23 protein-coding genes are annotated in these 24,269 nt (G+C 52.1%); 8 read left to right on the top strand and 15 right to left on the bottom strand.

Features of this window, described 5'->3' with window-relative positions:
• From ACSSVF_RS13555 to ACSSVF_RS13565, 3 genes are all read left to right on the top strand, one after another.
• Nucleotides 1-858 (top strand): carbon-nitrogen hydrolase family protein, encoded by an 858-nt coding sequence (locus ACSSVF_RS13555; protein WP_492404122.1) that lies wholly within the window; start codon nucleotides 1-3, stop codon nucleotides 856-858.
• A gap of 74 nt (nucleotides 859-932) precedes the next feature.
• The gene (gene tldD, locus ACSSVF_RS13560) at nucleotides 933-2,372 is read left to right on the top strand and encodes a metalloprotease TldD (RefSeq protein WP_492404123.1); all 1,440 of its coding nucleotides are present in this window, start codon (nucleotides 933-935) and stop codon (nucleotides 2,370-2,372) included.
• 100 nt (nucleotides 2,373-2,472) lie between these two features.
• Entirely contained in the window at nucleotides 2,473-3,165 is a 693-nt protein-coding gene (locus tag ACSSVF_RS13565) for an RDD family protein (RefSeq protein WP_492404125.1), read from the top strand.
• Between the two features lie 29 nt (nucleotides 3,166-3,194).
• Here the strand turns inward: ACSSVF_RS13565 and ACSSVF_RS13570 are convergent, their stop codons facing one another.
• A complete protein-coding gene (locus ACSSVF_RS13570; RefSeq protein ID WP_492404127.1) occupies nucleotides 3,195-4,367 on the bottom strand; it encodes a sugar MFS transporter in 1,173 nt (390 codons plus the stop codon).
• Between the two features lie 132 nt (nucleotides 4,368-4,499).
• Here ACSSVF_RS13570 and ACSSVF_RS13575 point away from each other — a divergent pair, with 132 nt between their 5' ends.
• Nucleotides 4,500-4,862 (top strand): DUF2934 domain-containing protein, encoded by a 363-nt coding sequence (locus tag ACSSVF_RS13575; protein WP_492404129.1) that lies wholly within the window; start codon nucleotides 4,500-4,502, stop codon nucleotides 4,860-4,862.
• A 29-nt stretch (nucleotides 4,863-4,891) separates the two neighbouring features.
• On the opposite strand, the gene ACSSVF_RS13580 is transcribed toward ACSSVF_RS13575, so the two are convergent.
• The 8 genes from ACSSVF_RS13580 to ACSSVF_RS13615 form a co-directional block, all read right to left on the bottom strand.
• A complete protein-coding gene (locus ACSSVF_RS13580; protein ID WP_492404131.1) occupies nucleotides 4,892-5,914 on the bottom strand; it encodes a hypothetical protein in 1,023 nt (340 codons plus the stop codon).
• A 20-nt stretch (nucleotides 5,915-5,934) separates the two neighbouring features.
• Nucleotides 5,935-6,411 carry a hypothetical protein gene (locus ACSSVF_RS13585; protein ID WP_492404133.1) on the bottom strand — a complete coding sequence of 159 codons (477 nt, stop codon included), beginning with the start codon at nucleotides 6,409-6,411 and terminating at the stop codon, nucleotides 5,935-5,937.
• A gap of 200 nt (nucleotides 6,412-6,611) precedes the next feature.
• A complete protein-coding gene (efp, locus tag ACSSVF_RS13590; RefSeq protein WP_442586042.1) occupies nucleotides 6,612-7,172 on the bottom strand; it encodes an elongation factor P in 561 nt (186 codons plus the stop codon).
• Nucleotides 7,173-7,215: 43 nt separating this feature from the next.
• Entirely contained in the window at nucleotides 7,216-8,334 is a 1,119-nt protein-coding gene (gene earP, locus ACSSVF_RS13595) for an elongation factor P maturation arginine rhamnosyltransferase EarP (protein WP_492404135.1), read from the bottom strand.
• A 102-nt stretch (nucleotides 8,335-8,436) separates the two neighbouring features.
• Entirely contained in the window at nucleotides 8,437-8,940 is a 504-nt protein-coding gene (locus ACSSVF_RS13600; protein WP_492404137.1) for a hypothetical protein, read from the bottom strand.
• A 251-nt stretch (nucleotides 8,941-9,191) separates the two neighbouring features.
• A complete protein-coding gene (locus tag ACSSVF_RS13605; protein WP_492404139.1) occupies nucleotides 9,192-9,806 on the bottom strand; it encodes a superoxide dismutase in 615 nt (204 codons plus the stop codon).
• Between the two features lie 31 nt (nucleotides 9,807-9,837).
• The gene (locus tag ACSSVF_RS13610) at nucleotides 9,838-10,329 is read right to left on the bottom strand and encodes a tetratricopeptide repeat protein (protein WP_492404141.1); all 492 of its coding nucleotides are present in this window, start codon (nucleotides 10,327-10,329) and stop codon (nucleotides 9,838-9,840) included.
• 15 nt (nucleotides 10,330-10,344) lie between these two features.
• Nucleotides 10,345-11,247, bottom strand: coding sequence for a ZIP family metal transporter (locus tag ACSSVF_RS13615; protein ID WP_492404142.1), 903 nt, complete (start codon nucleotides 11,245-11,247; stop codon nucleotides 10,345-10,347).
• 230 nt (nucleotides 11,248-11,477) lie between these two features.
• Here ACSSVF_RS13615 and ACSSVF_RS13620 point away from each other — a divergent pair, with 230 nt between their 5' ends.
• Nucleotides 11,478-12,152: a YiaD family glycine zipper/OmpA-like lipoprotein gene (locus tag ACSSVF_RS13620; RefSeq protein WP_492404143.1), complete on the top strand. Its 675-nt coding sequence runs from the start codon at nucleotides 11,478-11,480 to the stop codon at nucleotides 12,150-12,152.
• 97 nt (nucleotides 12,153-12,249) lie between these two features.
• Here ACSSVF_RS13620 and ACSSVF_RS13625 read toward each other — a convergent pair whose 3' ends face one another.
• From ACSSVF_RS13625 to greB, 5 genes are all read right to left on the bottom strand, one after another.
• Nucleotides 12,250-12,642: a hypothetical protein gene (locus ACSSVF_RS13625; RefSeq protein ID WP_492404144.1), complete on the bottom strand. Its 393-nt coding sequence runs from the start codon at nucleotides 12,640-12,642 to the stop codon at nucleotides 12,250-12,252.
• Nucleotides 12,642-12,983 carry a heavy-metal-associated domain-containing protein gene (locus ACSSVF_RS13630; protein ID WP_492404146.1) on the bottom strand — a complete coding sequence of 114 codons (342 nt, stop codon included), beginning with the start codon at nucleotides 12,981-12,983 and terminating at the stop codon, nucleotides 12,642-12,644. The genes ACSSVF_RS13625 and ACSSVF_RS13630 overlap by 1 nt, the downstream gene beginning before the upstream one ends.
• Nucleotides 12,984-13,007: 24 nt before the next feature.
• Nucleotides 13,008-13,664 (bottom strand): hypothetical protein, encoded by a 657-nt coding sequence (locus ACSSVF_RS13635; protein ID WP_492404147.1) that lies wholly within the window; start codon nucleotides 13,662-13,664, stop codon nucleotides 13,008-13,010.
• A 91-nt stretch (nucleotides 13,665-13,755) separates the two neighbouring features.
• Nucleotides 13,756-14,148 carry a hypothetical protein gene (locus ACSSVF_RS13640; RefSeq protein ID WP_492404148.1) on the bottom strand — a complete coding sequence of 131 codons (393 nt, stop codon included), beginning with the start codon at nucleotides 14,146-14,148 and terminating at the stop codon, nucleotides 13,756-13,758.
• A gap of 56 nt (nucleotides 14,149-14,204) precedes the next feature.
• Nucleotides 14,205-14,687, bottom strand: coding sequence for a transcription elongation factor GreB (gene greB / locus ACSSVF_RS13645; protein WP_492404150.1), 483 nt, complete (start codon nucleotides 14,685-14,687; stop codon nucleotides 14,205-14,207).
• Nucleotides 14,688-14,935: 248 nt separating this feature from the next.
• On the opposite strand from greB, the gene ACSSVF_RS13650 reads away from it, so the two are divergent.
• Nucleotides 14,936-17,461 carry a methyl-accepting chemotaxis protein gene (locus tag ACSSVF_RS13650; protein ID WP_492404152.1) on the top strand — a complete coding sequence of 842 codons (2,526 nt, stop codon included), beginning with the start codon at nucleotides 14,936-14,938 and terminating at the stop codon, nucleotides 17,459-17,461.
• A 70-nt stretch (nucleotides 17,462-17,531) separates the two neighbouring features.
• Here ACSSVF_RS13650 and ACSSVF_RS13655 read toward each other — a convergent pair whose 3' ends face one another.
• Nucleotides 17,532-17,906, bottom strand: coding sequence for a hypothetical protein (locus tag ACSSVF_RS13655; RefSeq protein WP_492404154.1), 375 nt, complete (start codon nucleotides 17,904-17,906; stop codon nucleotides 17,532-17,534).
• Nucleotides 17,907-18,136: 230 nt separating this feature from the next.
• Here ACSSVF_RS13655 and ACSSVF_RS13660 point away from each other — a divergent pair, with 230 nt between their 5' ends.
• Both ACSSVF_RS13660 and ACSSVF_RS13665 read left to right on the top strand, forming a co-directional pair.
• Nucleotides 18,137-20,869 (top strand): PD-(D/E)XK nuclease family protein, encoded by a 2,733-nt coding sequence (locus tag ACSSVF_RS13660; protein ID WP_492404156.1) that lies wholly within the window; start codon nucleotides 18,137-18,139, stop codon nucleotides 20,867-20,869.
• Nucleotides 20,866-24,261 (top strand): UvrD-helicase domain-containing protein, encoded by a 3,396-nt coding sequence (locus ACSSVF_RS13665; protein ID WP_492404158.1) that lies wholly within the window; start codon nucleotides 20,866-20,868, stop codon nucleotides 24,259-24,261. Before ACSSVF_RS13660 ends, ACSSVF_RS13665 begins: the two co-directional genes overlap by 4 nt.
• Nucleotides 24,262-24,269: the final 8 nt, after the last annotated feature.

A 24,269-nucleotide genomic window follows, 5' to 3' on the forward strand; every position in this document is an offset into this window, starting at 1 on the left:
ATGGCAGACAATAAAACAAAAAAACTGAAATCCGCAGCAAATGAAGATATCGTCAAAGTAGCCGCCATTCAGATGGCTTCTAGCCCGAATGTGGCAGCCAACCTGGTGGAAGCCAAACGCCTGATTGAAATGGCAGTCAAGGCAGGCGCCAAACTGGTTGTGCTACCTGAATATTTTTGCATCATGGGCCTGAAAGATACAGACAAAGTCGCCATCAGCGAAAAACCGAATGACGGCCCTATCCAGCAATTTTTAAGCAAAACGGCCAAAGCGTTCAAGCTATGGATCATTGCCGGATCGGTGCCCATGCAAAGCAACCACCCAAAAAAAATCCGCAACAGCTGCCTGGTTTACAACGAGAAAGGTGAACAAGTTGCGCGTTACGATAAGATCCACCTGTTTGGCCTGGACATGGGCACCGAGCACTACCATGAAGAAAACACCATAGAGCCTGGTGACAGCGTGGTCGCCATCGACACGCCTTACGGCCGCATCGGGCTGTCGATCTGCTATGACTTGCGCTTTCCCGAACTTTACCGAGCCATGGGCGAAGTCGATATGATTGTGGTGCCTTCCGCGTTCACCGAAACGACCGGTAAAGCCCATTGGGAAACGCTGGTGCGTGCCCGCGCCATCGAAAACCTCTGTTATGTGGTGGCCTCGGCCCAAGGCGGTTATCATCTTTCTGGCCGTGAAACACACGGCAACAGCATGATTGTGGACCCATGGGGTGTGGTGCTGGACAGATTGCCACGCGGCTCAGGGATTGTAATTGCCAATATCAACCGCAACTATATTAAGAACCTGCGTCAGAGTTTACCGGCGCTGAAACACAAAACCATTACTACTGTTTCATGAAAATGCTGAGTGCCGTGATGGCACTCTTTTGATGAAAACATTTCAAACAATGACGTATTAATAAGTTGACCACTATGCAAACGCTACTCACAACTGCCAATGACATGCTCCTACGCCCTGCCGGGCTGGACCAGGACGCCCTCAGTAAAGTCCTGTCTGGCATGATGACGCACAATATTGATTATGCCGACCTGTACTTCCAGTACAGCCGTAGCGAATCGTGGGGGCTGGAAGAAGGACAGGTGAAATCTGGCAGTTTTAATATCGATCAGGGCGTGGGCGTGCGTGCCGTCAGTGGCGAAAAAACAGCCTTTGCCTACTCAGACGATATCCATCTGGATGCCTTGCAGCAAGCGGCCCAGGCAACACGTGCGATTGCAAGTTTAGGGCAAGAAAAAACCGGCCACAGCATACTGACCCGTAGCCATGCGCCACTCTACTTACCGCAAGACCCGATTGCCAGTTTAAGTGCAGATGCCAAGGTCAAACTGCTGGAAAAGCTGGAGCGTTATGCCAAGGCGCAAGACCCGCGCGTGACGCAAGTCATGGCCTCGATCGCGGCCGAGTATGAAGTAGTGATGGTCGCACGCAGTGATGGCGTGATGGCAGGTGATGTACGCCCGCTGGTACGCTTGTCATTGCAAGTGATTGCCGAACACAATGGCCGCCGTGAACAAGGTAGCAGTGGCGGCGGTGGCCGCTTTGATTACAGTTTTTTCACTGATGAGGTTTTGCAGGATTATGCACAAAAAGCCGTACACCAGGCATTGGTGAACCTGGACGCACGCCCTGCCCCGGCTGGCAGCATGACAGTTGTGTTGGGGAGTGGCTGGCCAGGCATTCTGTTACACGAAGCCATCGGCCACGGCCTGGAAGGCGATTTCAACCGCAAAGGCAGTTCCGCCTTCTCTAACATGATAGGCCAGCAGGTCGCTGCCAAAGGCATCACCATTGTCGATGATGGCACCATTGCCAATCGTCGTGGCTCATTGACCATGGACGATGAAGGCAATGCACCACAAAACACCGTGCTGATCGAAGATGGCATCCTGCGTGGCTACATCCAGGATACGCTCAATGCCCGCCTCATGGGCATGGGCCTGACCGGCAACGCACGCCGCGAAAGCTATGCGCACATTCCTATGCCACGCATGACCAACACCTATATGCTCAATGGCGATAAAGACCCGCAAGAAATCATCAAGTCGGTTAAAAAAGGCCTTTACGCAGCCAACTTTGGTGGCGGCCAGGTCGATATCACCAGTGGAAAATTCGTCTTCAGTGCGGCTGAAGCCTATATGATCGAAGATGGGAAAATCACTTATCCGGTCAAAGGTGCTACCCTGATTGGCAATGGTCCAGATGTGCTGACTAAAGTCAGCATGATAGGCAATGATATGTCACTGGATAGTGGTGTAGGTACTTGCGGTAAAGAAGGCCAAAGCGTGCCTGTCGGTGTTGGCCAGCCTACATTGAAGATTGATGGATTGACGGTGGGTGGTACTTCAGCTTGATGCTGCCTGGGCATTGATGCCCATGTCCAGCACATGACTCATGTTTTATTAACGGGCCCTATCACTACAATAAATTTTAGAAATATTTTTAGGTTGATCCATGCCTGCAATCACTTACCCTCGGCTGATAAAAAGAGTACGTGCTGTTCTGATTGATTGGACATTCGCCATACTCGCCATCTTCTTAAGCATATGGGTTGGTAGCAAGATGGGGGTTTCAACTGTCACGGGCAAGGTGATGCTGATTGCTTTGCCAGCACTGATCCTGGACCCTATTCTAGTGACAGTCACCGGAGGCACGATCGGACATCATCTCATGGGCATACGCGTGACGCGTATGGATGGCTTGAGCAGGATTAATATTGTTGCCGCGACTATCCGCTTTATTGTAAAAGCGCTACTAGGCTGGTTCTCGTTTATTTTTGTGCTGACAACCTCAAAGTACCAAGCGATACATGATGTAGCTGTGCATTCAATTGTTGTACACAAAAATCCGCAAGGGCTGCCCAGCTACGAAATCCTGACTGAACGACCACCCAAAACTGACCCCTACCTATACCCCGCTGCATGGCGTAGGTTTTTAGTCATCGCAGTTTACTGGGTTTTGTATACCCTGATCATCAGTGTGTGCTCGGCCATTTTCATCACGCAAACTTGCCTGGATCATCAACATTGCGGAGCGCCTGAGGATATAACGAGCTATATATTATCGCTCGCCTGGTTGCTGGGCATCGGCTGGATCACGGTACGCGCTGGGGTGGCAAATTGTATGGCAGCAGAAGAAAGCTGCTGACGACATCCGAGCCAGGATGAAAAAGAACATCAAGCTATGCGTGTTGCCAGGTTTTTAAACCCCAGCCAGGCAATATACACATAACAGATCACAGGCAAAATAAACGCATGATGCAAGCCCAGGCGATCTGCCAGTAAACCAGTCAATAGCGGTACAATGGCGCCGCCTAAAATTGCCGTAGCCAGCAAACCAGAGCCCTTCTTCTCCTGCCCGGCTTTCAGGCCTTTAATACCTAAAGTAAATATCGTTGGGAACATAATCGAATTACAAAGACCCACCAGCACCATGCTACCTATGGCCAGCGTGCCTGATGCTTGCATGGAAATCAGGATCAAGATCACAGCAAGCAATGCGTGGGTCATCAACACTCGGGCTGGCGCAAATGCCTTCAGGGTGAAAATGCCGAGAAAGCGTCCTACCATGGCTCCACCCCAGTAAAAAGCGACTAAGGGGGCTGCCTGGGTTTCTGTGACCCGGCTGATGTCCATCACATAATTGACCAGAAAGCTGCCAATCGCGACTTCAGCACCCACATAAGCAAATATACCGATCACACCTAGCAACAAGCCTTTTTCTTTTAAAACTTCCAGCCAGCCGCTTTCGTCTGCTGTTGTGCTTTCCAGCCCGGTCAGGTTAATGCGCGAAAGCACCAGCGCTATGACGATCAACACAAAGGCAATAAAGAAATAGGGATAGACCACGCCTTCGGCATGCGTGGAGTTTGTCATGGCAGACAGGATGAAATAGGCACCAAACAATGGGGCGATAAAAGTGCCCAGTGAGTTAAATGCCTGCGCCATGGTCAGGCGCGAAGAAGCCGTTTCTTTTGGGCCGATGACGGATACACAAGGGTTGGCCGCTACTTGCAACAGCACAATGCCGGATGCAAGCACGAACAATGCGGCTAGGAAAAGCGGGTAGGTATGCAATATGACCGCAGGGTAAAACAGCAGGCAACCCAATGCAGCTAAAGCAAAGCCGATCACCATGCCTTTCTGGTAGCCGACACGCTCGATCAATTTACTGAATGGAATGGATGTGAGCCCGTAAGCCGCAAAAAAACAGAACTGGACCAAGGCGGCCTGGCTGTAGCTTAGCGAAAAAATAGCTTTCAGGTATGGCACCAGGATATCGTTCAGACAAGTGATAAACCCCATCATAAAGAACAAGATGGTGAGTGACGTCAGGGCCTTTTTATACATGGATATCCTTATTATTGCGGGTGCGCAAGCACTACATCATAAATAGCCTGGCTTGAAAAGGAAATAATCCCAAACAAAGCTGCGAACTAGTCATTCAATTCAGAGTCTGCTCATTTAGCGGCTTGACGGCAAGTGTTATTTTTTAATAAGATAATCCTCACGAGGTCACAAGCCTCTCACCTTTATTTCACTCTAGATCAAGGAGATATGATGGCCACCAGCAAACCCACAGACAACGGCAATAAAAAACCTGCCGTAAAAAAACAAGCTGCATCCAAAACAGCAGCTTCTAAACCGGTAGCAAAAAAAACTGCCAGCAAAACCACCACCACTAGCAAAAAAACCAGTTCAGCTGCGATTGTCACCAGTGCTGACCGCCTGCAGATGATTGAAGTGGCAGCCTATTATATTGCCGAACAAAATGGTTTCAACGGCCCGAGCGCTGATCACTGGCTTGCGGCAGAGAAAAAGATTGATAGCAAACTAAACGCCTAAAGCGTTTACAAAGCCTGGCACTGCAGCCATCAGTGCTGGTTACCGTATGGATGTAGCGGTGCCGAAGTAAACTGTATGTCGGCACCGCTATGCAGCGCGTATTGCAAAAAACCTAACACTTCTGGATGACTTAAACGCAAGCCGTAAGCAATGTATGGGTACTCAGACAGGGGGACCTGCTTTTGGAAAAAAGGCCAGTGCGGGCTTGGATTATAAAAGCGCTCGACCAGACTGGTGATCCCCAGTAACTCGTATTCTCCACGTGCATTCAGCACTAACCAGGGTCCACCCGAGTCGCCAACGGTAGGCATGGCGATGGTATGGTCATACTGATCCATCTCATTCAGCCGATTGACGGCCAGTAACGCTTTTTCAGCGTGCACCAGTTCCTGCGTATAAGTGAATTGCGTCTGCGCCTGTAAATGCAACATTTCATCCATCTCGCGATAGGCTCTCGGTAACACCTGATAGAAATCAGATAAATCACGCACAGACTTACGCTCGCCGCAACGCGGGTGCCGGGTATCTGCTTCGCCATAGCCACGCCCGTAACCGCAGATCATCAGCATCTCAGGTAAACGATCATCCAGGCGGATGCGCAAAGGTTGAATCGGGCTCAGTACTTTCGCGTCGAACACCAGCACAGCAACATCCTGGGTTAGATCTTCTGATACCTGTTCAAAAGGCCGGTAAAAAGCCTGCTTGAGGTGAATATCTTCAATACCCAGTAATTCCGGCTGCGCGATGGAGAGCATGGGCAAACCCGTGGGGCCAGTCAGCCGCACCTCTTTCAGGCAGTGCGCGGCGGTGAGCAGTGTGAGCGGCTTGCGGCCTACAATGGCTGCGCTACAGATTGAATCGTAGTACTCCCACTTTTCGACTGACTGCAGAAAATGGGCGTGCTGGATGCTCAATTTGACGGTGGAAATCGCCATGCCAGGAAAGGTCAGCCCATGAATAAGCGCCTGCGTAGAATGGCCGATTGTTAAACCCAGGCATACCACCATGATGGGCATGATGCGCCTGAGCAATAGTAATCCAGATTGCCACATTTGGCGACAGCGCTTCAATCTCAGGGCAGGCTTCTGGTCGCGTTAATCTTTAATTCAAGCGGGCCAAAGCAGGCCTCAAGCGAAGGATTATCATCGTCACAAGAAATAAAACTACGCCCATCCGGCTGGAAAAGCACATAACTGGTTTGCTCGGTGTTGATTTCAGAAGTTTGCCGGGTACAGTCCAAGCCTTTGTTGCTTAAGATCACACGATGAGTGAGCTTGAAAAATCCCTGCGCGTCCGGCTGCGGAGTGACCTCGTAACGTGCTTCCAGTTGCTCATCGCCACTGGTAAACACTGCCGTGCCATCTTCTTTGAACCAGTAGGATTCCAGACAGCCGGTCTCGGCAATTTTTGACTCCCAGTAACCGACCAAAGGATGCTTCAATGAACGTGCGTCTGTCTCAGCTACCGACATCGAACTCACAGTGAGCCCAATCAGACTCAAGAGACAAATGATGATGACTCGTTTATTGCTGACCAGCGGATGACGCATTGCAACCCTCCTGAGAGTGAGATGATGTAAAGCTGCCAACGATTGTCAGTGAAAAAAATCATTATCAATAGTGAATCATTCCCAACAATTTACGAAAAATTTCCCTAAACATTCGCCGGTGACATGACAAATACAATAGTGATGCGCAACAAAAAACCCAGGCTAGCCTGGGTTTTTTTAATGCTGAGTAAGCGGTGTGATTATTTCATCACACGGTTACGGTATTCACCAGTGCGGGTATCGATTTCGATCCTGTCACCCTGGCTAACAAACAATGGCACCGGAATTTCAAAACCGGAAGCGATTTTTGCTGGCTTCATCACTTTACCGGAAGTATCGCCTTTAACAGCTGGCTCAGTGTAAGTGATTTCACGCACAACAGTAGTTGGCAGTTCGATAGAAATAGCTTTGCCATCGTAGAAGCGCACTTCACAGGGCATGCCGTCTTCCAGGTATGGCAGCGCATCTTCCATGAATTCTGCATCTACGTCATATTGGTTGTACTCGGCATCCATAAACACATAGGTTGGGTCAGCAAAGTAAGAGAAAGTCACTTCTTTCTTTTCCAGTACGATCACGTCAAACTTGTCCTGAGCAGCGTAAACGTTTTCGCTAGGTGCGTCAGTCAACAGGTTTTTCATTTTCATCTTCACGACCGCTGAGTTACGGCCGGATTTGTTGTATTCGGCTTTCACAACAACCATAGGATCATTACCAATCATGATCACGTTGCCTACGCGTAAGTCCTGAGCGATTTTCATACTAGAGCCTTTAAATTGATTTTTTGGATAATAAAGCGGCGCATTATACCCGATTTGCGCGCAATTTCTCAATAAAAATCACCAAGTTAGTGGCAAGATCAGCCTGCTGCGATAACTGACGTGCATAGTCACGTGCATGCTGCAAAATACTGTCGCGATGCGTGATAAAGGTATGCCAATGCTCGGCAGACCACTCTCCTGTCGCCCAGGCCTGCATGAATGATTCAACTGTAGTTTTCACATCATCATCGGCTGATGCCAGATAATGTTGCAAAAACGCTGCCAGTTTATCCAGGTGCGTGTTTTCGGATTGCTGATACGGTAACCAGATCATGGGTTTGGCAGCCCAGATTGCGCGAACCCAGCTATCTTCACCGCGCACAAAATTCATATCACACAGCGCCAATAACAGGTCATAGTCGATTTGCGACAAAAATGGGATGACAGTGATCGTACAGTGTTGGTGTTGCAAGGTCTGACCTGCGGCTAACATTTGCTGACCTAAAGCCTGTGTGATTAATGGCGCCACACTCTCAGGCACAATCAACCGCACGTGTTGCGGAGAAGCCGCCATGCATTCCAGCAATGCCTTGATCGGTGCATGTGCATAGCAAAACATCGAAACGTTGATAGTCTCGGGCATGGCTGGCAAAGCTAACTGCTGCCAGGCAACAGCTGGGGATTGCTCCGCTTGCAAAGCTAATCGCGGCAGAAACTGCTCGCGCAACAAGCCACCTGTCTGCTGGTTAAAGCCTGGGTAAAAGAAATAGCGTATGCGTCCATTGGCTTGTGGAGATGGCTTGCCATGAAAACCTTGCACCCATGCTTCGGCGGATAAGTAATCTATATTGAGCCAGAGTGTCTGTGGCGACATGACTTGCTGGTAACTATCTGGCAGGCCACAACTAAAAGTTTCAATCACCACCTCTGCTGCCTGCGAAAAACAGGATTCATTCGTCCAGTGCATCAAGGTGACTGACGGATTTCCAGCACCAGAAAATCGCATGGCCAAATCTATATCATCCACCCAGAGTCGGATATTGATTGCATGCTCATCCGCCAGCTGACGCGCCAAACGCCAACTGACGCCAATGTCGCCGAAATTATCAACGACACGGCAAAAGATATCCCAATTGGGCCTAAGTAAACTTGGGGAAGACATGACTGGTGTAAACGACGCTGTTAAACAAGGCACTCTACCATAGCGAGCTATGTGTAGCGTAATGGCTGGCAACAACTGCCAGTTTGTAGGGCGAATCCGAAACTAGCCAGCGAGCTCAGCGGTCATTTCGGTGGTTTTTAACCAGGTGAGCTGCAAGGCTTGGGCATCGATCGCAGCGCGGTGCTGTTGTAAGCCAAATTCATCACGGATGCTCTGCTTGGTGTCATGCCAGACATTTTTCTGCTCTGGAGTCAGTAACACGCTCAGATCTTCCAGCTTGAAAGCCGGGCTCATACCTGCGGCCTCATACAAACTGTGCAACCAGACAAAATCCTGGTACCAGCCATCGGTATACACGGTCTGCCCGGCAAAAGTTTTATTCAGGTGTATGGCGATCTCACGTGCGGTTTGCCCATGCTGTACCAGTTCCTGGCGGGATTGCTGGTGTAATTTTTCCGCTTCATGATCCCAGTGCAGCCATTCTGCATGCGGCTGTATCTGCGCACTCCACACTGCTCCCGCCGCATCGACATAGCCGATCTCAATCGGGTAGCTGCCTACGCCAAAGCCAGAAGCTTCAATATCCAAGATGATGGGGGGATTCATGTGTAGTATTTAATGCCTGAAATCTGGTTGGGTTATATGCGTCGCCTGTATGAGTGACTGCCATACCACACAGAAAATTCAACGACAGATTGCCTGATTATTTGAGTCAAGCTGAGATTATACGCAAGGATATGGCAACTCATTGCCTAAAAATCATGTATTTTCAGTCGCTTATCATGATTTACATATGATTGAACCTGTTTCAATCAGGTGCCGCGACTGGCACAGATGACCAGTCGCAATTGAGTAGCTTAAGCCTTTGTCGCCTCAAGCCACCGGCGTTCTACTTCAGCCCAGTTCACCACGTGGTAAAACGCAGCAATATATTCAGGCCGCTTATTCTGGTAGCGCAGGTAATAAGCATGCTCCCAAACATCCAGGCCCAGGATAGGCGTGTTGCCATGCATCAGCGGGCTATCCTGGTTGCCACTACTTTCGACAATGAGCTTGCCTTGCGGGTTTACGCTAAGCCAGGCCCAGCCACTGCCAAAACGGCTGATCGCCGCTTGTGTAAATGCCGTTTTAAACGCCTCCAGGCCGCCAAGGTCGCGGTCAATCGCAGCCAGTAAATCAGCGCTGGGCTGGCCATCGAATGCCGGTGTCATCACACTCCAGAACAAAGTGTGATTGGCATGACCACCGCCCTGATTGCGCACCGCAGTCTGCAGATTTTCAGGCAGGCTATCAAAGCGGCGCAAGAGTTGGTCAACTGGCTCTTCCTCCAGGCCAGTGCCGGCTAATGCGTTATTCAGGTTATTGATATAGGTCTGGTGATGGCGCTGATGGTGGATCTCCATGGTCTGCGTATCGATATGCGGTTCAAGCGCATTCACGGCATAGGGGAGTGGTGGCAGGCTGTGCGGCATGGTATTTCCTTTTTTTGTGGAGTATAAAAAATCAATGTATGCGTGCAGTCGATCTTGGGAGCTCGGGCGTCATCTGCATTTGAGGTTGTGTACGCGCAAGGCAGGCCTCCACCAGGGGCGACACACGTGAATCATGGCCCTGCGTATGCGCAAACTGTGTGAGAGCGGCGTAGGTCTCGCGTTGATGGCGGCATGCGGCTTCGCGCAGTGCAGGCTCGGCAGCCGGATGGCAACTGCACATCACCAGCCGCTCATGCGCCATACACAGGGTGTCAGCCGCCTCATCGCTACGACCAAGGCGCTGCTGAGTGTCGGCCAGGTTGAGGTAACTGACCACCATTGCTGCCAAGGCATTGTCAGGCGTATCCCAGTCTTCGAAATGCTGTAACAGCATGCTGCGTGCATGTTCGTAACAGGCTAGCGCTTGTATATAAGCATTCTCGTGGAAGTGCGCGTTGCCCTCACTGGTCAGCGCTTTCCATGTGTCGCAAATGTGGCTGCCGCAAATAGTGTTTTGTTTCATGATGCCGTTCGTGGTTTACGCCAAAGCGGTGTCCAGCATCATCATCAACACAAAACCAACCAGCAGCCCGGTGGTCGCGAACAGCTCGTGCCCCTGGCGATGTGATTCTGGGATCACTTCATGGCTGACGACGAACAGCATCGCGCCTGCGGCAAAAGCCAGACCCCATGGCAACATGGGTTGGCTGTAGATCAATACGGCAGCACCCAGTACGGCTGCGACCGGCTCGACCAGGCCGGAAGCCGCACCCAGCAACGCCGATTTCCATTTACCCATACCCACACTGCTCAGCGCGAGCGCCACCACCAGCCCTTCAGGCACATCCTGTATGGCAATGCCGGTAGCTAAGGCAGCAGCACGTGCAGCGTCATTCCCGGCTGCGGATACACCTATGGCTAATCCTTCCGGAATGTTGTGCAGCACGATCGCAAACACGAACAACCAAAGCCTGCGGATGCGCTGCGCACTTTCCGTGCCAGCACCACCGAAGAAATGCTGGTGTGGCAATTTGCGCTCCAGCAACATCAGGCAGCCTGCCCCCATGAGGATACCCGTACCAGTCAGTATCGAAGCGCCCCAGCGTCCCATGCCTTGCGTCTGCGCCACATCCAGCGCAGGCACTATCAATGAGAAACAGGTCGCTGCCAGCATCACGCCTGCGCCAAAGCCCAGCAAAGTGTCATGCACACGGCGACCCGGCGCACGTGTCACCAGCATAGGCACAACGCCCAATGCCGTTGCCAGCGCTGCGATAGATCCTGAACCGAGGGCGATACGCAAGGTGGGCTGGCTTGCAATCAATTGCCAGGCCTCATGCAACAGAAACACAGCGCCGACTGCGCACACTGCATAACCAAGCGTGCGCCACCCGTAGCTCACGGCCAGTCTGAAACCATTTTTCTGAAGGAGGGAGTGCATGTAACACCTTTCAATCACTGAATGTGTGCAGGATGGAAGCCAAACACAATTGTTCTTTTAAACATTATAAATACGAATCATTATTATTCGCAATAAATAAAAACCTTACACTTGCATCAAAATGTGACTAGGCAGGCTCAAAAAAATTCTCTAGCCGCTGCCTGATGACTGAACTTAGCTTGCATATGCATGACCAACCAGAGTTACAAAAACTTTCTAAGGAGGAAAAAATGCATAACAACATTCATAACATAGTGACGGTTTCATTATTAACAGCTGCGATTGGCTTGTCCGGTTGCGCGAACATGAGCGAAACACAGAAAGGCACAGCCAAGGGTGCCGGCATCGGTGCAGCTGCCGGTGGCGTGATTGGTGCCATCGCCAATGGCGGCAAGGGTGCTGCGATAGGCGCAGCTGTGGGTGCAGGTGCCGGCGCCATCGCGGGCAACATCTGGTCCAAAAAAATGGAAGCGCAAAAGCAGGAAATGGAACAGGCGACTGCTGGCACTGGTGTGGCGGTGACCAAAACCAGCGACAATCAACTCAAACTCGAAATCCCCAGCGATATTTCGTTTGATAGCGGCAAGTCTGATATCAAACCGAATTTCCGCCCTATCCTCGATAAATTCGCGACCGGCCTGCAAAGCAACCAGGCGGCACGCGTGACCATTGTGGGCCATACCGATAACAGCGGCTCAGATGCCGTGAATGATCCATTATCAGTCAATCGCGCTTCTAGTGCCCGCAAGTATTTGTCTGAGCGCGGCATTGCCACCAGCCGTATCACGATAGATGGGCGCGGATCGCATGAACCTGTTGCAGCGAATGACACTGCCGCAAACCGTGCAAAAAATCGCCGGGTAGAGATTTTTGTCGCCGAGCCTGATCCGGCAACGCCAAAATAACACCTTCCAGCCAGCAAAAAGCCGACTTCAAGTCGGCTTTTTTTATCACAGTGAAGCCCCGATGACGCATTAAACAATCATCGGGGCCAGGCAAAGATTACTCAATCAGTAACGGTGCCACGAATGCAAAGAATGCGCCTATCATGAACAAAACCACAGAAAACACATACATCCATAGGCTTTGCTGGCGCGTTTTTCTACACAAGGCAGCTAATGCCGGGTCTGTCGGGCAAGGCAGCAGGCGCGCCTGCCATTGCAACCAGCCAGCCACCAGCAACATCGCCCCTGCTACGCTAAACACGAGTGGCTTATGCTCGCTGATCCAGATCAGTTGCGGAAACTGGCTGATCAAACTGGTCAGCGTTGCCACCGAGCCAATTGCCACCAGCGTGGCTGGCAATGCACAACAGATCAAGGTCGAGCCGCTGGTGAATAGCGATAACAGATTGAGTCTCTTGGCCGTCTGCAACCTATGCATTTCAGCGGCCATCACTTGCCGCCTGCTTTTCCGGCATTCGCCACTTGCGCTTGAATCTCAGCCAGGGTCAGGCCGACCCGCTCTATCTTGCTGACAGAGTATCCGGCATCCTGAATGACCTTGTTAAAGGCTTCATCAGAAACCTCTTTTCCTTCTTTCAACTGCAAGGCCACGACGCGGCTTTTTAAATCCACAAAAGCGCCCTGCCCTTCCGGCAATGCCTTGAGCTTTTTCTCTATGCCTTTGGCACAAAATGCGCACACCATGCCATTGACTTCGGCCTTAATTGTCGTTACTGCAAAAGCAGCCGGGGCCATGGCAGATAACATCAGGGTAATCAGTAATTTTTTCATTTTTAATCCTTAAAGTATTGATGGTTAAAACACAAACATGGCATTCAGGCGCGGCGCAAAGCCTTCTCCTTGCCATGGATTGGTTACACCAAATTCGAGAAAGTAGTTTTTGTTGATCAGGCGCAGCGCAGGCGTGATTTGCAGGCCAGGGTCGTTATTGCGCATGGTTTTGGCTTCGATGACAAACCACGGTTGTGTCTGGTCAAACCCGGTTTCATAGAATGAAAACCCAGCCTGGACTGCCGCCGTGTCATAGTTCATCCCAGGCGCACGCACCATGCGGGCCTTGGCCAGGAAATACAAGCGGGTCGATTCCATATCGAATTGCAGGCTGGGTGTATAGGCAAAGCCATCGTACTGGCCTTTGGCCTCGCCTACGCTGCCGTTGAACCAGATATTGGCCTGCGCCGCTGGCAGGTTCCAGCGTTTGATCAACCCGGTGTAATTGATACCAGTGATGGTGGTCGCCCGCTCGCCTTTACCCGACATACGCATCTGCTCTACGCCGATGGCATGCCCGAGTGTGGGCGAGTAGTTCAACATCCACTCCTGGTTATAGCGACCGATTTCGGTCATGAGCATGGCGCTATCTTCAAAGCCCATCAGTGCTGCCGCCTGGGCTGGCAGCGCTAACTGGCTTAAAAAGAAGGCGCTCAATGCAATGGTGTATTGCCTGGACATAAGCCCTCCATATTCAACTTAGCAAAAACGCTTTAGAGCAAAGCGTGATCAGGATAAGCGGACAAATCGACAGACGGATTTGTCCTGCCTGCTAGCTGGATATGGGTGGTTTTATAGCGGGGGGGTAAGTTTGGGAATGTACAGGCGCTGCCACGAACAATGGCGTAGCCGAACTCAGGGCTAACAGTGGCAGATTGGAAAGTGCATAAAAATGTGCGACGCCACCGCTGATGGCGCAAAATCCACATACATCGCAATGATGCGGTTTGGCTGTGTTCGTTTCGCCTGTGTTTGCAGAAGCATGCGCTGACTGGTGCTCATGGCAAGGCATTTCGCTCATCGCCTGCGCTGCATGCGCGTGCGTTTCTGCCGGTTGTGATACAGGAGATAACTGCGACAGCATCATTTGCATAGACATGACGCTAGCGGCCATGACAAAGCATGGCAACCAGCAGATCAGGAAAATGCAAAGACGTTTTTTCATCGTGGCAGTAAGAGAGACTTTAGTCTATTTTAGTTCAAAATCATGCCGTCACGCGCTTATTCATAACGGATATCAATGATTTCGTATTCGGTTTCGGCCGCAGGCGTGACCACACGCACTGCATCGCCGAGATTTTTACCCAATAAAGCTTTCGCCATAGGCGCTACCCACGAAATATACCCCTTTGCAGGGTCCAGCTCATCCTGGCCGACGATGCGGATGATGATCTCACTCTCATCGTCAAGGTTGAACAAAGTCACCCAGGCGCCAAAAAATACTTTTTCTGTATTGGTTTGCGTGCGGCTATACACGATTTCGGCGGCATCCATGCGCTTGGTCAAAAAGCGGATGCGTCCATCAATCTGGCGCAGGCGTTTCTTTCCGTAAATATAGTCACCGTTTTCACTGCGGTCACCATTGCCTGCCGCCCAGCTAACAACACGCACCACTTCCGGTCTATCAACCTTGATGAGGTATTGAAACTCTTTCTCCATCGCAGCGTAGCCTTCCGGCGTAATGTAATTTTTGTGCTCTGCCATTGATTAGTAACTCTATTCAGGGTCTCCCCTGCTCTTGTTCATTTCAGCCCTGCACATCATACAACGGTTCACGATTTCCCCTGCGAATTCATTCGAAATCCTGACTCGTTTTATGAAGCTTTTATGAAGCTTTTATTTTGGCCTTCAGTTCCGGGATTTTCACGCGTAATTCACATGTGTGCTGCTCAAACATCACATATTAAGGCAACGCCAGTTGCTGGTTATTCAAGCATTATCTAGAGGAATTCATGAAAAAATCCATCGCTCATCTGAATGTGGGCACCCGTTTATTTTTAGGGTACGCATTACTCATTCTTTTTACCGCACTCATTTTTGCCATTGCCTGGCGCGGATTCAATCACATCCACCAGACCTGGCAGCATTTTGAAAACACCAACCTGGTCAAACGCAGCCAAATTGAAAATGCCAGCAAAGGCTTGAGTGAAGGCGTGCATCACTTCAAGAATTATGTGTTGCGTGGCGGTCGCGAAGCCACCAAATTCCAGCACAGCATGGAGGATATTGAACAGGCAATGGCGGCTTACAAGGCGACCGGCGAAATCAACCAGCAGGAAGAAGAGATTCTGGGCAATATGGCGCTTGGCCTTGCCACTTACCGCGCTGCGATTGCCCGTTGCGAGGAACTGAAAAATGGCGGCATGAGCGTGACCGAGATCGACGCGACCGTGAAAGGGGCCGACAAGCCATTGAACCACTCGCTGAGATTGCTGATGGATATGAATATCGCAGGCGTCACCGAGGCTTCCGGTCAATTCGCCTCCACCATTGCGGCGGCTAACAAGCAGATTGAAACTGCCTTACTGATCGCTGTCATCATGGCGATAGGCATTGCCTGGAAAATGACCCGCTCTATCACCCGGCCGTTAAACCAGGCTTTGCATTTATCGCACCAGATCGCCAACGGTGAGTTTATGACGCATGAGATACCCACCCGTAATGACGAGACCGGCAGGTTGCTAAATGAAATGCAACGTATGCAAGCGACCATTCAACGCATCGTGGCGTCGCTGAATGAGATGTCCAGCCAGCACAGCGCAGGCCTGATTGATCACCGTATCGACAGCCAGCAATTTAACGGTGCCTATCAGCAACTGACTGAAGGCATCAACCGCATGGTGGAAGAACACATCCTGGCGCAGACGAAATCATTACAGATTGTGACCGCGTTTGGGGAAGGCGATTTCAACCAGCCGCTGGAAGTATTTCCCGGTCAGCGCAGTTATATCAATCAAAGCATAGAGCAAGTGCGCCAGAATTTTAAACTGCTGATAGAAGATGTGCAGACTTTGTCGCAGGCTGCTGAAAACGGGCAACTGAGTATCCGGGCGGATGTGTCACGTCACCACGGTGACTTCAAGCAGATTGTCGCTGGATTTAACCAGACGCTGAACGCTGTAGTCGATCCGTTGAAAACCACTGCCCGTTACCTGGATGAAATGGCGGCCGGTCATATTCCTACCCAGATTGAAGCGCATTTTGTCGGTGACTTTAACCTGGTGCAAACCAGCTTGCAGCACTGTGCAGGTGCTATCCATCAATTGATTACCGATGTGCACCACCTGGCTTCCGACGCACAACAGGGCCAATTGAATACTCGTGTCGATATTGAAGCGCATGCAGGTGACTTCCGTAAAATCATCCACGGCATCAACCAGACACTGGATGCGGTGGTATCACCTCTACACGTGGCGGCTGATTGCGTGAAACGGATTGCGGCGGGGGATATTCCTGCGCCTATCGACAATCAATTCCATGGCGATTTCAAGATATTGATCAACAACCTGAATACCTGCATACATGCCGTTAACCACCTGGTGGAAGACACGCGCCAGATTGCCGGCGAGGCGCAGCAAGGCCAACTTTACAGCCTGGTGGATGTTACCGCCCATACTGGCGATTTCAGGGAAGCATTACAGGGTTCACAGGATATCCTGCAGCGGATGATAGCGCCCATCCAGACGGTCAAAGTAGCAGCTGAGACCATCCAGGTCGCTGCGGCAGAAATCGAGAAAGGCAATAACGACCTTTCGCGTCGCACCGAAACCCAGGCCAATGCCTTGCAGGAAACCGCCACTAATCTGGAAACCTTGACCAGCAACATCAAGCAGACCGCAGATCATGCGCAGCAAGCTAACCAGCAAGCCAACCAGGCCAACCAGCTGGCGCTGGAAGGCGGCGAGGCGTTTAGTGCGCTGACCACCACCATGCAGGCGATTAACCACACCTCGGCGCAAATCGAGCAGATCACCGGCGTGATTGACAGTATCGCGTTTCAGACCAATATCCTGGCGTTGAACGCCGCCGTAGAAGCGGCACGTGCCGGCGAAGAAGGACGTGGCTTTGCCGTGGTCGCCGGTGAAGTGCGCAATCTGGCCAAGCGTTCTGCCGCTTCTGCCAAAGAAATTAAAGAACTGATTGCCGCCTCTGTCTCTCAAACCAGTGACAGCGCCAAGCAGGTCAGCCGGGCCGGGCACACCATGCAGGAGATTGTCGGCGCCGTACAGCAAGTATCACACAGCATACAGGCGATTTCTGAGGCGTCCATGCAGCAAAGTAGCGGCCTGGAGCAAATCTACGAATCCATGACGTCCATCGATGAAACCACCCAGCAAAATGCTGCACTAGTGGAACAGGCAGCCGCCGCGGCAGAAAGCATGCTGGAGCAGGTGCATACCCTGGTGGTGTCAGTGAACCAGTTTAAAACAGAGAACCATGAAGCAGACACCCGGCAACACATGCGTTTAATCGCTTAACCGCGCATTCTATTGACGCATATAAAAATGCTCCCTTTCGGGAGCATTTTTTGTTTTAAGCAGCGAACAATTACTGTTTTTCGTCATCGATCTCTTGCGCATCATAGACATAATGACTGGTCTCGCCAAAACAGCTAGAGGGCACGCCCTTGTGTTCTTTGTATAACAACCGCGCCCGCTCACCTGCCAACTGGTTCACTTTAAGCACCACCGCCGGATCACGCACCGTGAAATGGAATTTTTCAGCTTGCGTGCCGGGGATGGTCACCAGCACCAGCTCGCCTTCCCAGGTTTTGCACACCCAGCCTTTGTTGGAGAGCTTTTGCACATAGCCGATCCGTTCGCCGTAGGAATATACCCAATTCAGGGATGCCCAGGTGTAGAGCGTGAAAAAAACCACCGGGAACAGGATCAGCCAGAATATTATTTTTATAAATTTCCCCATATTTGATATGCACCTAATTAAATATTGTTAGAATCAGCTAGCGTTAAGGATTGATATTACCTGAGAAAATCATCAGGTAAAGAATTGATATTCGCCACGCACCACATTCGCAGTTTTCGTTTGCTCGCATCCCATTTAAACGCAACAATATGTCATCTATGCCGCAAGTAAACTTAATCGTGTTAAAAACTGCCAACCCACTGATTCATTACGCTTAAACTTTCCATCGGATGCATTCCCAGCCCACAGCAAACAAACGCATTATTTTATGCGCCTCCGCGCGCCTGGCACAAGGCATCCGCCAGACGCTGCAGCAACAATGCCAGCAACAAGGTTTGTCGCAATGGGAGGCGCCTGAGGTCTACCCTTTGCAGGATTGGCTTAACCAGCTGACCGAACATGCGATTTTATGCGGGCAGATCGAAGTCTCACAGGCGCCACTGGGCATGCTTTCCACAACGCAGGAAGCATTGCTGTGGGAACAAGCCATTCAATCCAGCCTGAACCGTCACGAAGCCGCGGCGTTATTTAATACCAATGGGCTGGCCAGCGCGGCCCTGGAAGCCAACCGCTACCTGATCGAGTGGAATATCAGCGTGGATATGGACACGGCGACCGAAGAGACGCGCCAGTTCATGCAATGGCGCCAGCAGTTCCAGGCCTTGTGCAGACAGAGTGGTTATCTTGAAAGTGTGCGTTACCAGGCCTGGCAATTGGGGCAACTGCAGCAACAGACTTATTCGTTGCCTGGGGAAATACAACTGGCCGGATTTGACCGCATCAACCCGCATTTGCAGGCACTGATCAGCGAATTGCAGGTGCAAGGCGTCAGCGTAACGACATTTGACATGGGCGTCGCCGCCGATGAAGTCCAACGCATGGTATTTGCCGAAGCCATGGACGAATGCCGCGCTGCCGTGCACTGGGCGCAACAACATTTAGCCACCAACCCCCAAGCCAGGCTGGCGATTGTAGTGCCAGAACTGGATGCCCTGCGTGACACACTGGCCCACCTGCTCGACGATGTATTTCACCGCGAAGCATTGCATCCGGCACATGCAGAAACACCACGTTGTTATGAGTTTTCACTCGGCTTGCCACTCAGCCGCTGGCCGCTGGTGGATACTGCGCTCAGTTTGCTCAGGCTAGCTTTCCAGCAATCGCCTTTTACACAAACCGAGCTTTCTGCCTTATTGGGAAATATTTATTGGTCGCAAGCGCAATACGAAGCCGATCCGCGTGCAGCACTTGATGCAGAGATGCGCAGGCAATTGCCTTTGCAGGTAAAAGCCACGACCTTTCTGCGCTTTATCGAGCGCAGACAACAGGATATCCACCCTATCCTTTGCCCGGCGCTATGCGCTGATTTAAATGCCCTGCTCACACAGGCAAAACAAACACCGCGCAAACAGCTCCCTTCTGCCTGGGTGACCAGTTTTAATCAACTGCTGGCAGCCACGCACTGGCCGGGCGAGCGCAGTTTGTCCAGCCACGAATATCAGTGCCAGCAATCGTTTCAACGAGTATTGGGCCAGCTGGCAGCGCTGGATGCATGGCTAGGTGCCATCGATGCCATGTCTGCCCTGCACCGCTTATCGCAATTATGCCAGGCACAGATTTTCCAGCCGCAAACAGTGCATGTGCCCAATATCACACTGATGGGCATGCTGGAAGCCTCAGCACAACCGCTGGATGGCGTGTGGGTGATGGGCATGAATGACCATGTATGGCCACCGTTATCGCGCACCAACGCCTTGATCCCCGCCGAGCTGCAACGCCAGGCGGCAACGCCGAATGCTAGCAGTGAAGTGCAGATAGACTTTGCCAGCCAGATTCACCAGCGCCTGCTACGTTCAGCCAGGCAGGTGATTTTTTCGTATGCTGACCGTGAAGGTGACCGCCTGTTACGCATCAGCCCGCTGATACAGGCCATCCCGGAAACCACCTCAACACCAGGCGCGGCCACGTTAGCCGAAACACTGGCAAAAAACAGCACCCACGACTGGCAATGGCTAGATGATCATCAGGCACCGGCCGTACAAGACGGCGAGCATGTCAGTGGCGGCACTGGTTTACTGCGTGCGCAAGCGCTGTGCCCGGCCTGGGCGTTTTATCAATACCGCTTGAAAGCCCGCAAACTTGAAACCCCGCACAATGGCCTGGATGCCATGCAGCGCGGCGATTTGATCCACCAGGTGATGGCGGCGTTCTGGGCACAGCAGCCTTCTGTCGCATGGTCAACCGTGCAGCCAGAAACGCTCAAAACTCAACTAGACCAGATCGCCACCGCAGTGATTGCCGATTTCAACCAGGCATTTTCACAACCGTTTTCTGACGTGTTTTGCCAGCTGGAAAGTGAACGTTTGAGCAAACTGGCGTTGACCTGGCTATGGGAAGTCGAACGCGCACGGCCGCAAGCATTCAACGTGACCCTGACAGAAGAAAAATTTACACCCCTGATCGAAGGCATACAAGTCACCCTGATCATAGACCGCGTCGATACGCTGGAGGATGGCCGACTGGTGGTGATTGACTACAAAACTGGCAGCGCGCCTGATTATAAAAACTGGGCCAGTGACAAAATCACCGAACCTCAACTGCCTATCTATGCCGCTTTTATCCTGCAGGATGCAGACATCGCCGCGGTTTGCTTTGGCAAACTGAGGCTGACGGACGGCGGATTCACCGGTGTGGCGGCTGAAGATGACATCGTGACTGGCATCAAAGCGTTCAACCACGAAAAAAACAAATTATTTGATCCAGAAGCCTTCCCCGACTGGACTTCGATATTGCAGCACTGGCGCAACCAGATCACCAAAACCGCACAGGCTTTAAAAGCAGGCGAAGCCGCTGTGATATTTGAATCCGAGCAGGATCTGGATTATTGCGATGTGTTGCCATTGTTGCGCCTGCCTGAAAGGCAATTGCAATTTGAACACAAGCATAGTGGTGACCAGCCATGAGTGTGACTATGCATGATGCTGACTTGCAGCAGGCACTGGCTAACGATACGGCCAACCGCCAGCGCGCGCTGGCAATAGAATCCTTTATTGTTGAAGCGCCCGCCGGTGCAGGCAAAACAGAGCTACTGACACAACGTGTGCTCAAGCTACTGCAAACCGTGCAGGCGCCGGAAGAAATCATAGCCATTACTTTCACCAATAAGGCAGCTTCTGAAATGCGTGCGCGTATTCTCGATAGCCTGCAACTGGCGGCGGCAGGCGTGATGCCAGAAGCCCCGCATAAACAAATCACTTTTGAATTAGGGCAGCAGGCGCTGCAACGTTCAGCCGAACTCAACTGGCACTTGCTGGAAACGCCTGCAAGATTACGTATCTACACCATAGACTCACTGTGTGCCAACCTGGCGCGGCAAATGCCGCTGTTAAGCCGTTTTGGTACACAACCGGCGGTGACTGAAGATGCCTGGGCCTATTACCGCGAAGCAGCCGGGCAAGCGTTGCAGACCATGGACGATGCCACGCTGGGCGAACCGGTACGCCTGGTGTTGCGCTATATGGATAATGACCAGTCACGGCTGGAAGGCCTGCTGATGGCGATGCTCTCAAAGCGTGAACAATGGCTGCATTTGAGCCAGACAGGCGACAAAACTGATGCGGCCAGGCTGGCATTGCACCATTTAATCGAAAGCGAATTACAGCAGGCAGCGCAGGCATTGCCCGGGCGCCTCCAGTCGGCGCTGATGCCGATTGCGCGCTATGCCGCCAGCCAGCTCCCGCCCGATCACGCGATGTCTGCCTTACTGGATTGGCAACAGCCATACACAGCGAGCATTGAGGATTTACCCGGCTGGCGCGCGCTGACCGAGTTATTACTGACTGCCAGCGGTGGCCTGCGCAAACGGCTGGACAAAAACATGGGCTTGCCAGCGACTGATGAAGCCAAGCCCTATAAAGAAGCATTGACTGAAATACTGGATGGGTTGGCACAACACAGCGACAGTGAGGCCAGCATTGCCCGCATCCGCATGCTGCCTGACCCGGACAGTGAAGACGATGCCATCATCCAGGCCCTCAGCCAACTTTTAAATATTGCGGCTGCCCAATTATGGTTATGCTTCCAGGCACAAAATGAAGTGGATTTTGTCGAGATCGCGCAACGGGCATTGGCCGCACTGGTAGAAGGTGGCGTATCCACCGAACTGGCCATGCGGCTGGATTACCGCATCCAGCATTTGCTGGTCGATGAGTTCCAGGATACCAGCCCCATGCAGATCGACCTGCTCAAGGCACTCACGCGTGGCTGGCTGCCCGGCGATGGCCGCACCCTGTTTGCCGTGGGCGACCCCATGCAGTCCATCTATCGCTTCCGCAAAGCCAATGTCGGCTTGTTCCTCAATGTGGCGGTGTATGGCATAGGCGACATCCTGTTAACGCCACTCAAACTGTGGCGCAACAACCGTTCGCGACCACTGGTGGTCGATTGGATCAACCAGACTTTCAAGGGCATGCTGCCTGCCAGGGACGCACCGCAACAAGGTGCCATCGCTTACCGGCCATTTGTGGCGACCAGGGAAGATGCAAATGGCGCCGGCGTCTTTGTGCATCCGCTATTAATCCCTGTCGCTGAAACAGATGACGAACCCGCCGATATCCGCCACCTGGAGGCCGAGCAGATCATCCGCATCATCCAGCAAACACGCGCGGATAAACCGGATACCACCATTGCCGTGCTGGTGCGCGCACGCCGGCATCTGCATGCATTGGTGAGCGAGATGCGCCGTAACCACAGCGAATTAAGTTTTCAGGCAGTCGAGATCGAAGAACTGGTCAATCGCCAGATTGTGCAGGATTTGCTCACCCTCACCTATGCGTTGCATCAACGTGCTGACCGCGTGCACTGGCTGGCGTTGCTACGTGCACCCTGGTGTGGCCTGACCCTGGCAGACCTGCATGCATTGATAGGCCAGGACAGTCATAGAAGTGTGATGCATTTGCTCAGCGATGAGGCGGTGCTCGCCAGGCTGAGTGAAGATGGCCAGCAACGTGCCTGCCATGTAAGGGAAGTCATGCTATCTGCGCTGGATTGGCGCGGGCGGGCAAGCGTCAGCCGCTGGGTACACAATACCTGGTTACGGCTGGGCGGTGCACAATGTCTGTGGAATGAAAACGATGTGCAGGACGTACAGGCGTTTTTTGCGCGTATCGCCGCCTTGGAACAACACAACCAGTTCAGCCCGCAGACGCTGGCAGAAGATGTGAAAAAACTCTACGCCGCACCGGATGCCAAAGCCGATGCCAGTTTGCAGTTCATGACTATCCACAAATCCAAAGGCCTGGAATTTGATACCGTGATCCTGCCCGGGCTGGATGGCGGCAACCCGCCAGATGACGCCAAGCTGGTGATCTGGGAAGAAGTCACGCTAGCGCATGGCATCACAGAACTGGTCGCTGCGCCCTATGTGCCTGCGGCGCGCAAACGTCAGCAGGCCGCACTGGGTAAAACAGCCGTGGTCACAGCCTATGACTATTTAAATGACCTCGACAAAACCCGCGCCGCTTACGAAGATGCGCGCGTGTTGTATGTGGCTGCGACACGTGCCGAGCGACAATTGCACTTACTGGGCGCTGCCAAACCGGATAAAAATGGGGATCCGCAGCCGCGAAAAAATACTTTCCTGCACTTGCTATGGCCTGCGGTGAGCGCATGGTTTACCGCTGAGCACGACCTGGTCGCACGTGCACCGCTTGCGCAAACAGATGCGGATCTCAGGCAGTTCGTGCCGCAACTGATCCGTGTGCGGCAAGCAGAAACCCCTGTTTTGCTACAAGCATCCGGCACCCTGGCGGCAGTGAACTATACCCAACAGACCGAAGATGCACCGGTAGCGGCATTGGAAGCAGACACCGGCACCCTCGCCCACCTTTACCTGCAACTGATTGCCGGGCAAGGTATCGCTCGCTGGGGCGACAGTGTCAAAAATCAATTCCTCATGCACATGCCGGCAATGCAACGCTGGTTTAAACAACGCGGATATGCCGAGAACGAAGTGACGCTTGGCGCCGCCAGAGCCGCCGCCATACTGACCACCACGTTGCAATCGGCCGACGGGCAATGGGTGTTACAACTTCACCCCCAGGCGGCCTCAGAACTGGCGATAGAACAGCTGGCTGATAGCAAAAAAGTCATTGATCGCACGTTTATCGCAGAGGGAGTGCGCTGGATCATCGACTATAAGTCCATGCCCGTGAGCAGCCAGCAAGATCTGAACGTGTTGGCGGCGCACTTTAAGCCGCAGCTGGCGTCTTACGCAAAGCTATTTCAGCAAGAAAAGCTGCCAGTAAAAACAGCCATCTTGTTTTTGAGTGTTGGTAAGTTAGTCACGATCGATTAAGGATGAAT

The organism is Methylophilus sp. E2MeOHC9, assembly GCF_058744375.1.

Excerpts from the sequence above, each read along its gene's own strand:
- ACSSVF_RS13620 (WP_492404143.1), top strand. The coding sequence starts at position 11,478 with ATGCATAACAACATTCATAACATAGTGACGGTTTCATTATTAACAGCT.
- ACSSVF_RS13625 (WP_492404144.1), bottom strand. The coding sequence starts at position 12,642 with ATGGCCGCTGAAATGCATAGGTTGCAGACGGCCAAGAGACTCAATCTG.
- ACSSVF_RS13585 (WP_492404133.1), bottom strand. The coding sequence starts at position 6,411 with ATGCGTCATCCGCTGGTCAGCAATAAACGAGTCATCATCATTTGTCTC.
- ACSSVF_RS13635 (WP_492404147.1), bottom strand. The coding sequence starts at position 13,664 with ATGTCCAGGCAATACACCATTGCATTGAGCGCCTTCTTTTTAAGCCAG.
- ACSSVF_RS13630 (WP_492404146.1), bottom strand. The coding sequence starts at position 12,983 with ATGAAAAAATTACTGATTACCCTGATGTTATCTGCCATGGCCCCGGCT.
- ACSSVF_RS13660 (WP_492404156.1), top strand. The coding sequence starts at position 18,137 with ATGCATTCCCAGCCCACAGCAAACAAACGCATTATTTTATGCGCCTCC.
- earP (WP_492404135.1), bottom strand. The coding sequence starts at position 8,334 with ATGTCTTCCCCAAGTTTACTTAGGCCCAATTGGGATATCTTTTGCCGT.
- efp (WP_442586042.1), bottom strand. The coding sequence starts at position 7,172 with ATGAAAATCGCTCAGGACTTACGCGTAGGCAACGTGATCATGATTGGT.
- greB (WP_492404150.1), bottom strand. The coding sequence starts at position 14,687 with ATGGCAGAGCACAAAAATTACATTACGCCGGAAGGCTACGCTGCGATG.
- ACSSVF_RS13570 (WP_492404127.1), bottom strand. The coding sequence starts at position 4,367 with ATGTATAAAAAGGCCCTGACGTCACTCACCATCTTGTTCTTTATGATG.
- ACSSVF_RS13580 (WP_492404131.1), bottom strand. The coding sequence starts at position 5,914 with ATGTGGCAATCTGGATTACTATTGCTCAGGCGCATCATGCCCATCATG.
- ACSSVF_RS13655 (WP_492404154.1), bottom strand. The coding sequence starts at position 17,906 with ATGGGGAAATTTATAAAAATAATATTCTGGCTGATCCTGTTCCCGGTG.
- tldD (WP_492404123.1), top strand. The coding sequence starts at position 933 with ATGCAAACGCTACTCACAACTGCCAATGACATGCTCCTACGCCCTGCC.
- ACSSVF_RS13610 (WP_492404141.1), bottom strand. The coding sequence starts at position 10,329 with ATGAAACAAAACACTATTTGCGGCAGCCACATTTGCGACACATGGAAA.
- ACSSVF_RS13615 (WP_492404142.1), bottom strand. The coding sequence starts at position 11,247 with ATGCACTCCCTCCTTCAGAAAAATGGTTTCAGACTGGCCGTGAGCTAC.
- ACSSVF_RS13565 (WP_492404125.1), top strand. The coding sequence starts at position 2,473 with ATGCCTGCAATCACTTACCCTCGGCTGATAAAAAGAGTACGTGCTGTT.
- ACSSVF_RS13665 (WP_492404158.1), top strand. The coding sequence starts at position 20,866 with ATGAGTGTGACTATGCATGATGCTGACTTGCAGCAGGCACTGGCTAAC.
- ACSSVF_RS13600 (WP_492404137.1), bottom strand. The coding sequence starts at position 8,940 with ATGAATCCCCCCATCATCTTGGATATTGAAGCTTCTGGCTTTGGCGTA.
- ACSSVF_RS13555 (WP_492404122.1), top strand. The coding sequence starts at position 1 with ATGGCAGACAATAAAACAAAAAAACTGAAATCCGCAGCAAATGAAGAT.
- ACSSVF_RS13640 (WP_492404148.1), bottom strand. The coding sequence starts at position 14,148 with ATGAAAAAACGTCTTTGCATTTTCCTGATCTGCTGGTTGCCATGCTTT.
- ACSSVF_RS13605 (WP_492404139.1), bottom strand. The coding sequence starts at position 9,806 with ATGCCGCACAGCCTGCCACCACTCCCCTATGCCGTGAATGCGCTTGAA.
- ACSSVF_RS13650 (WP_492404152.1), top strand. The coding sequence starts at position 14,936 with ATGAAAAAATCCATCGCTCATCTGAATGTGGGCACCCGTTTATTTTTA.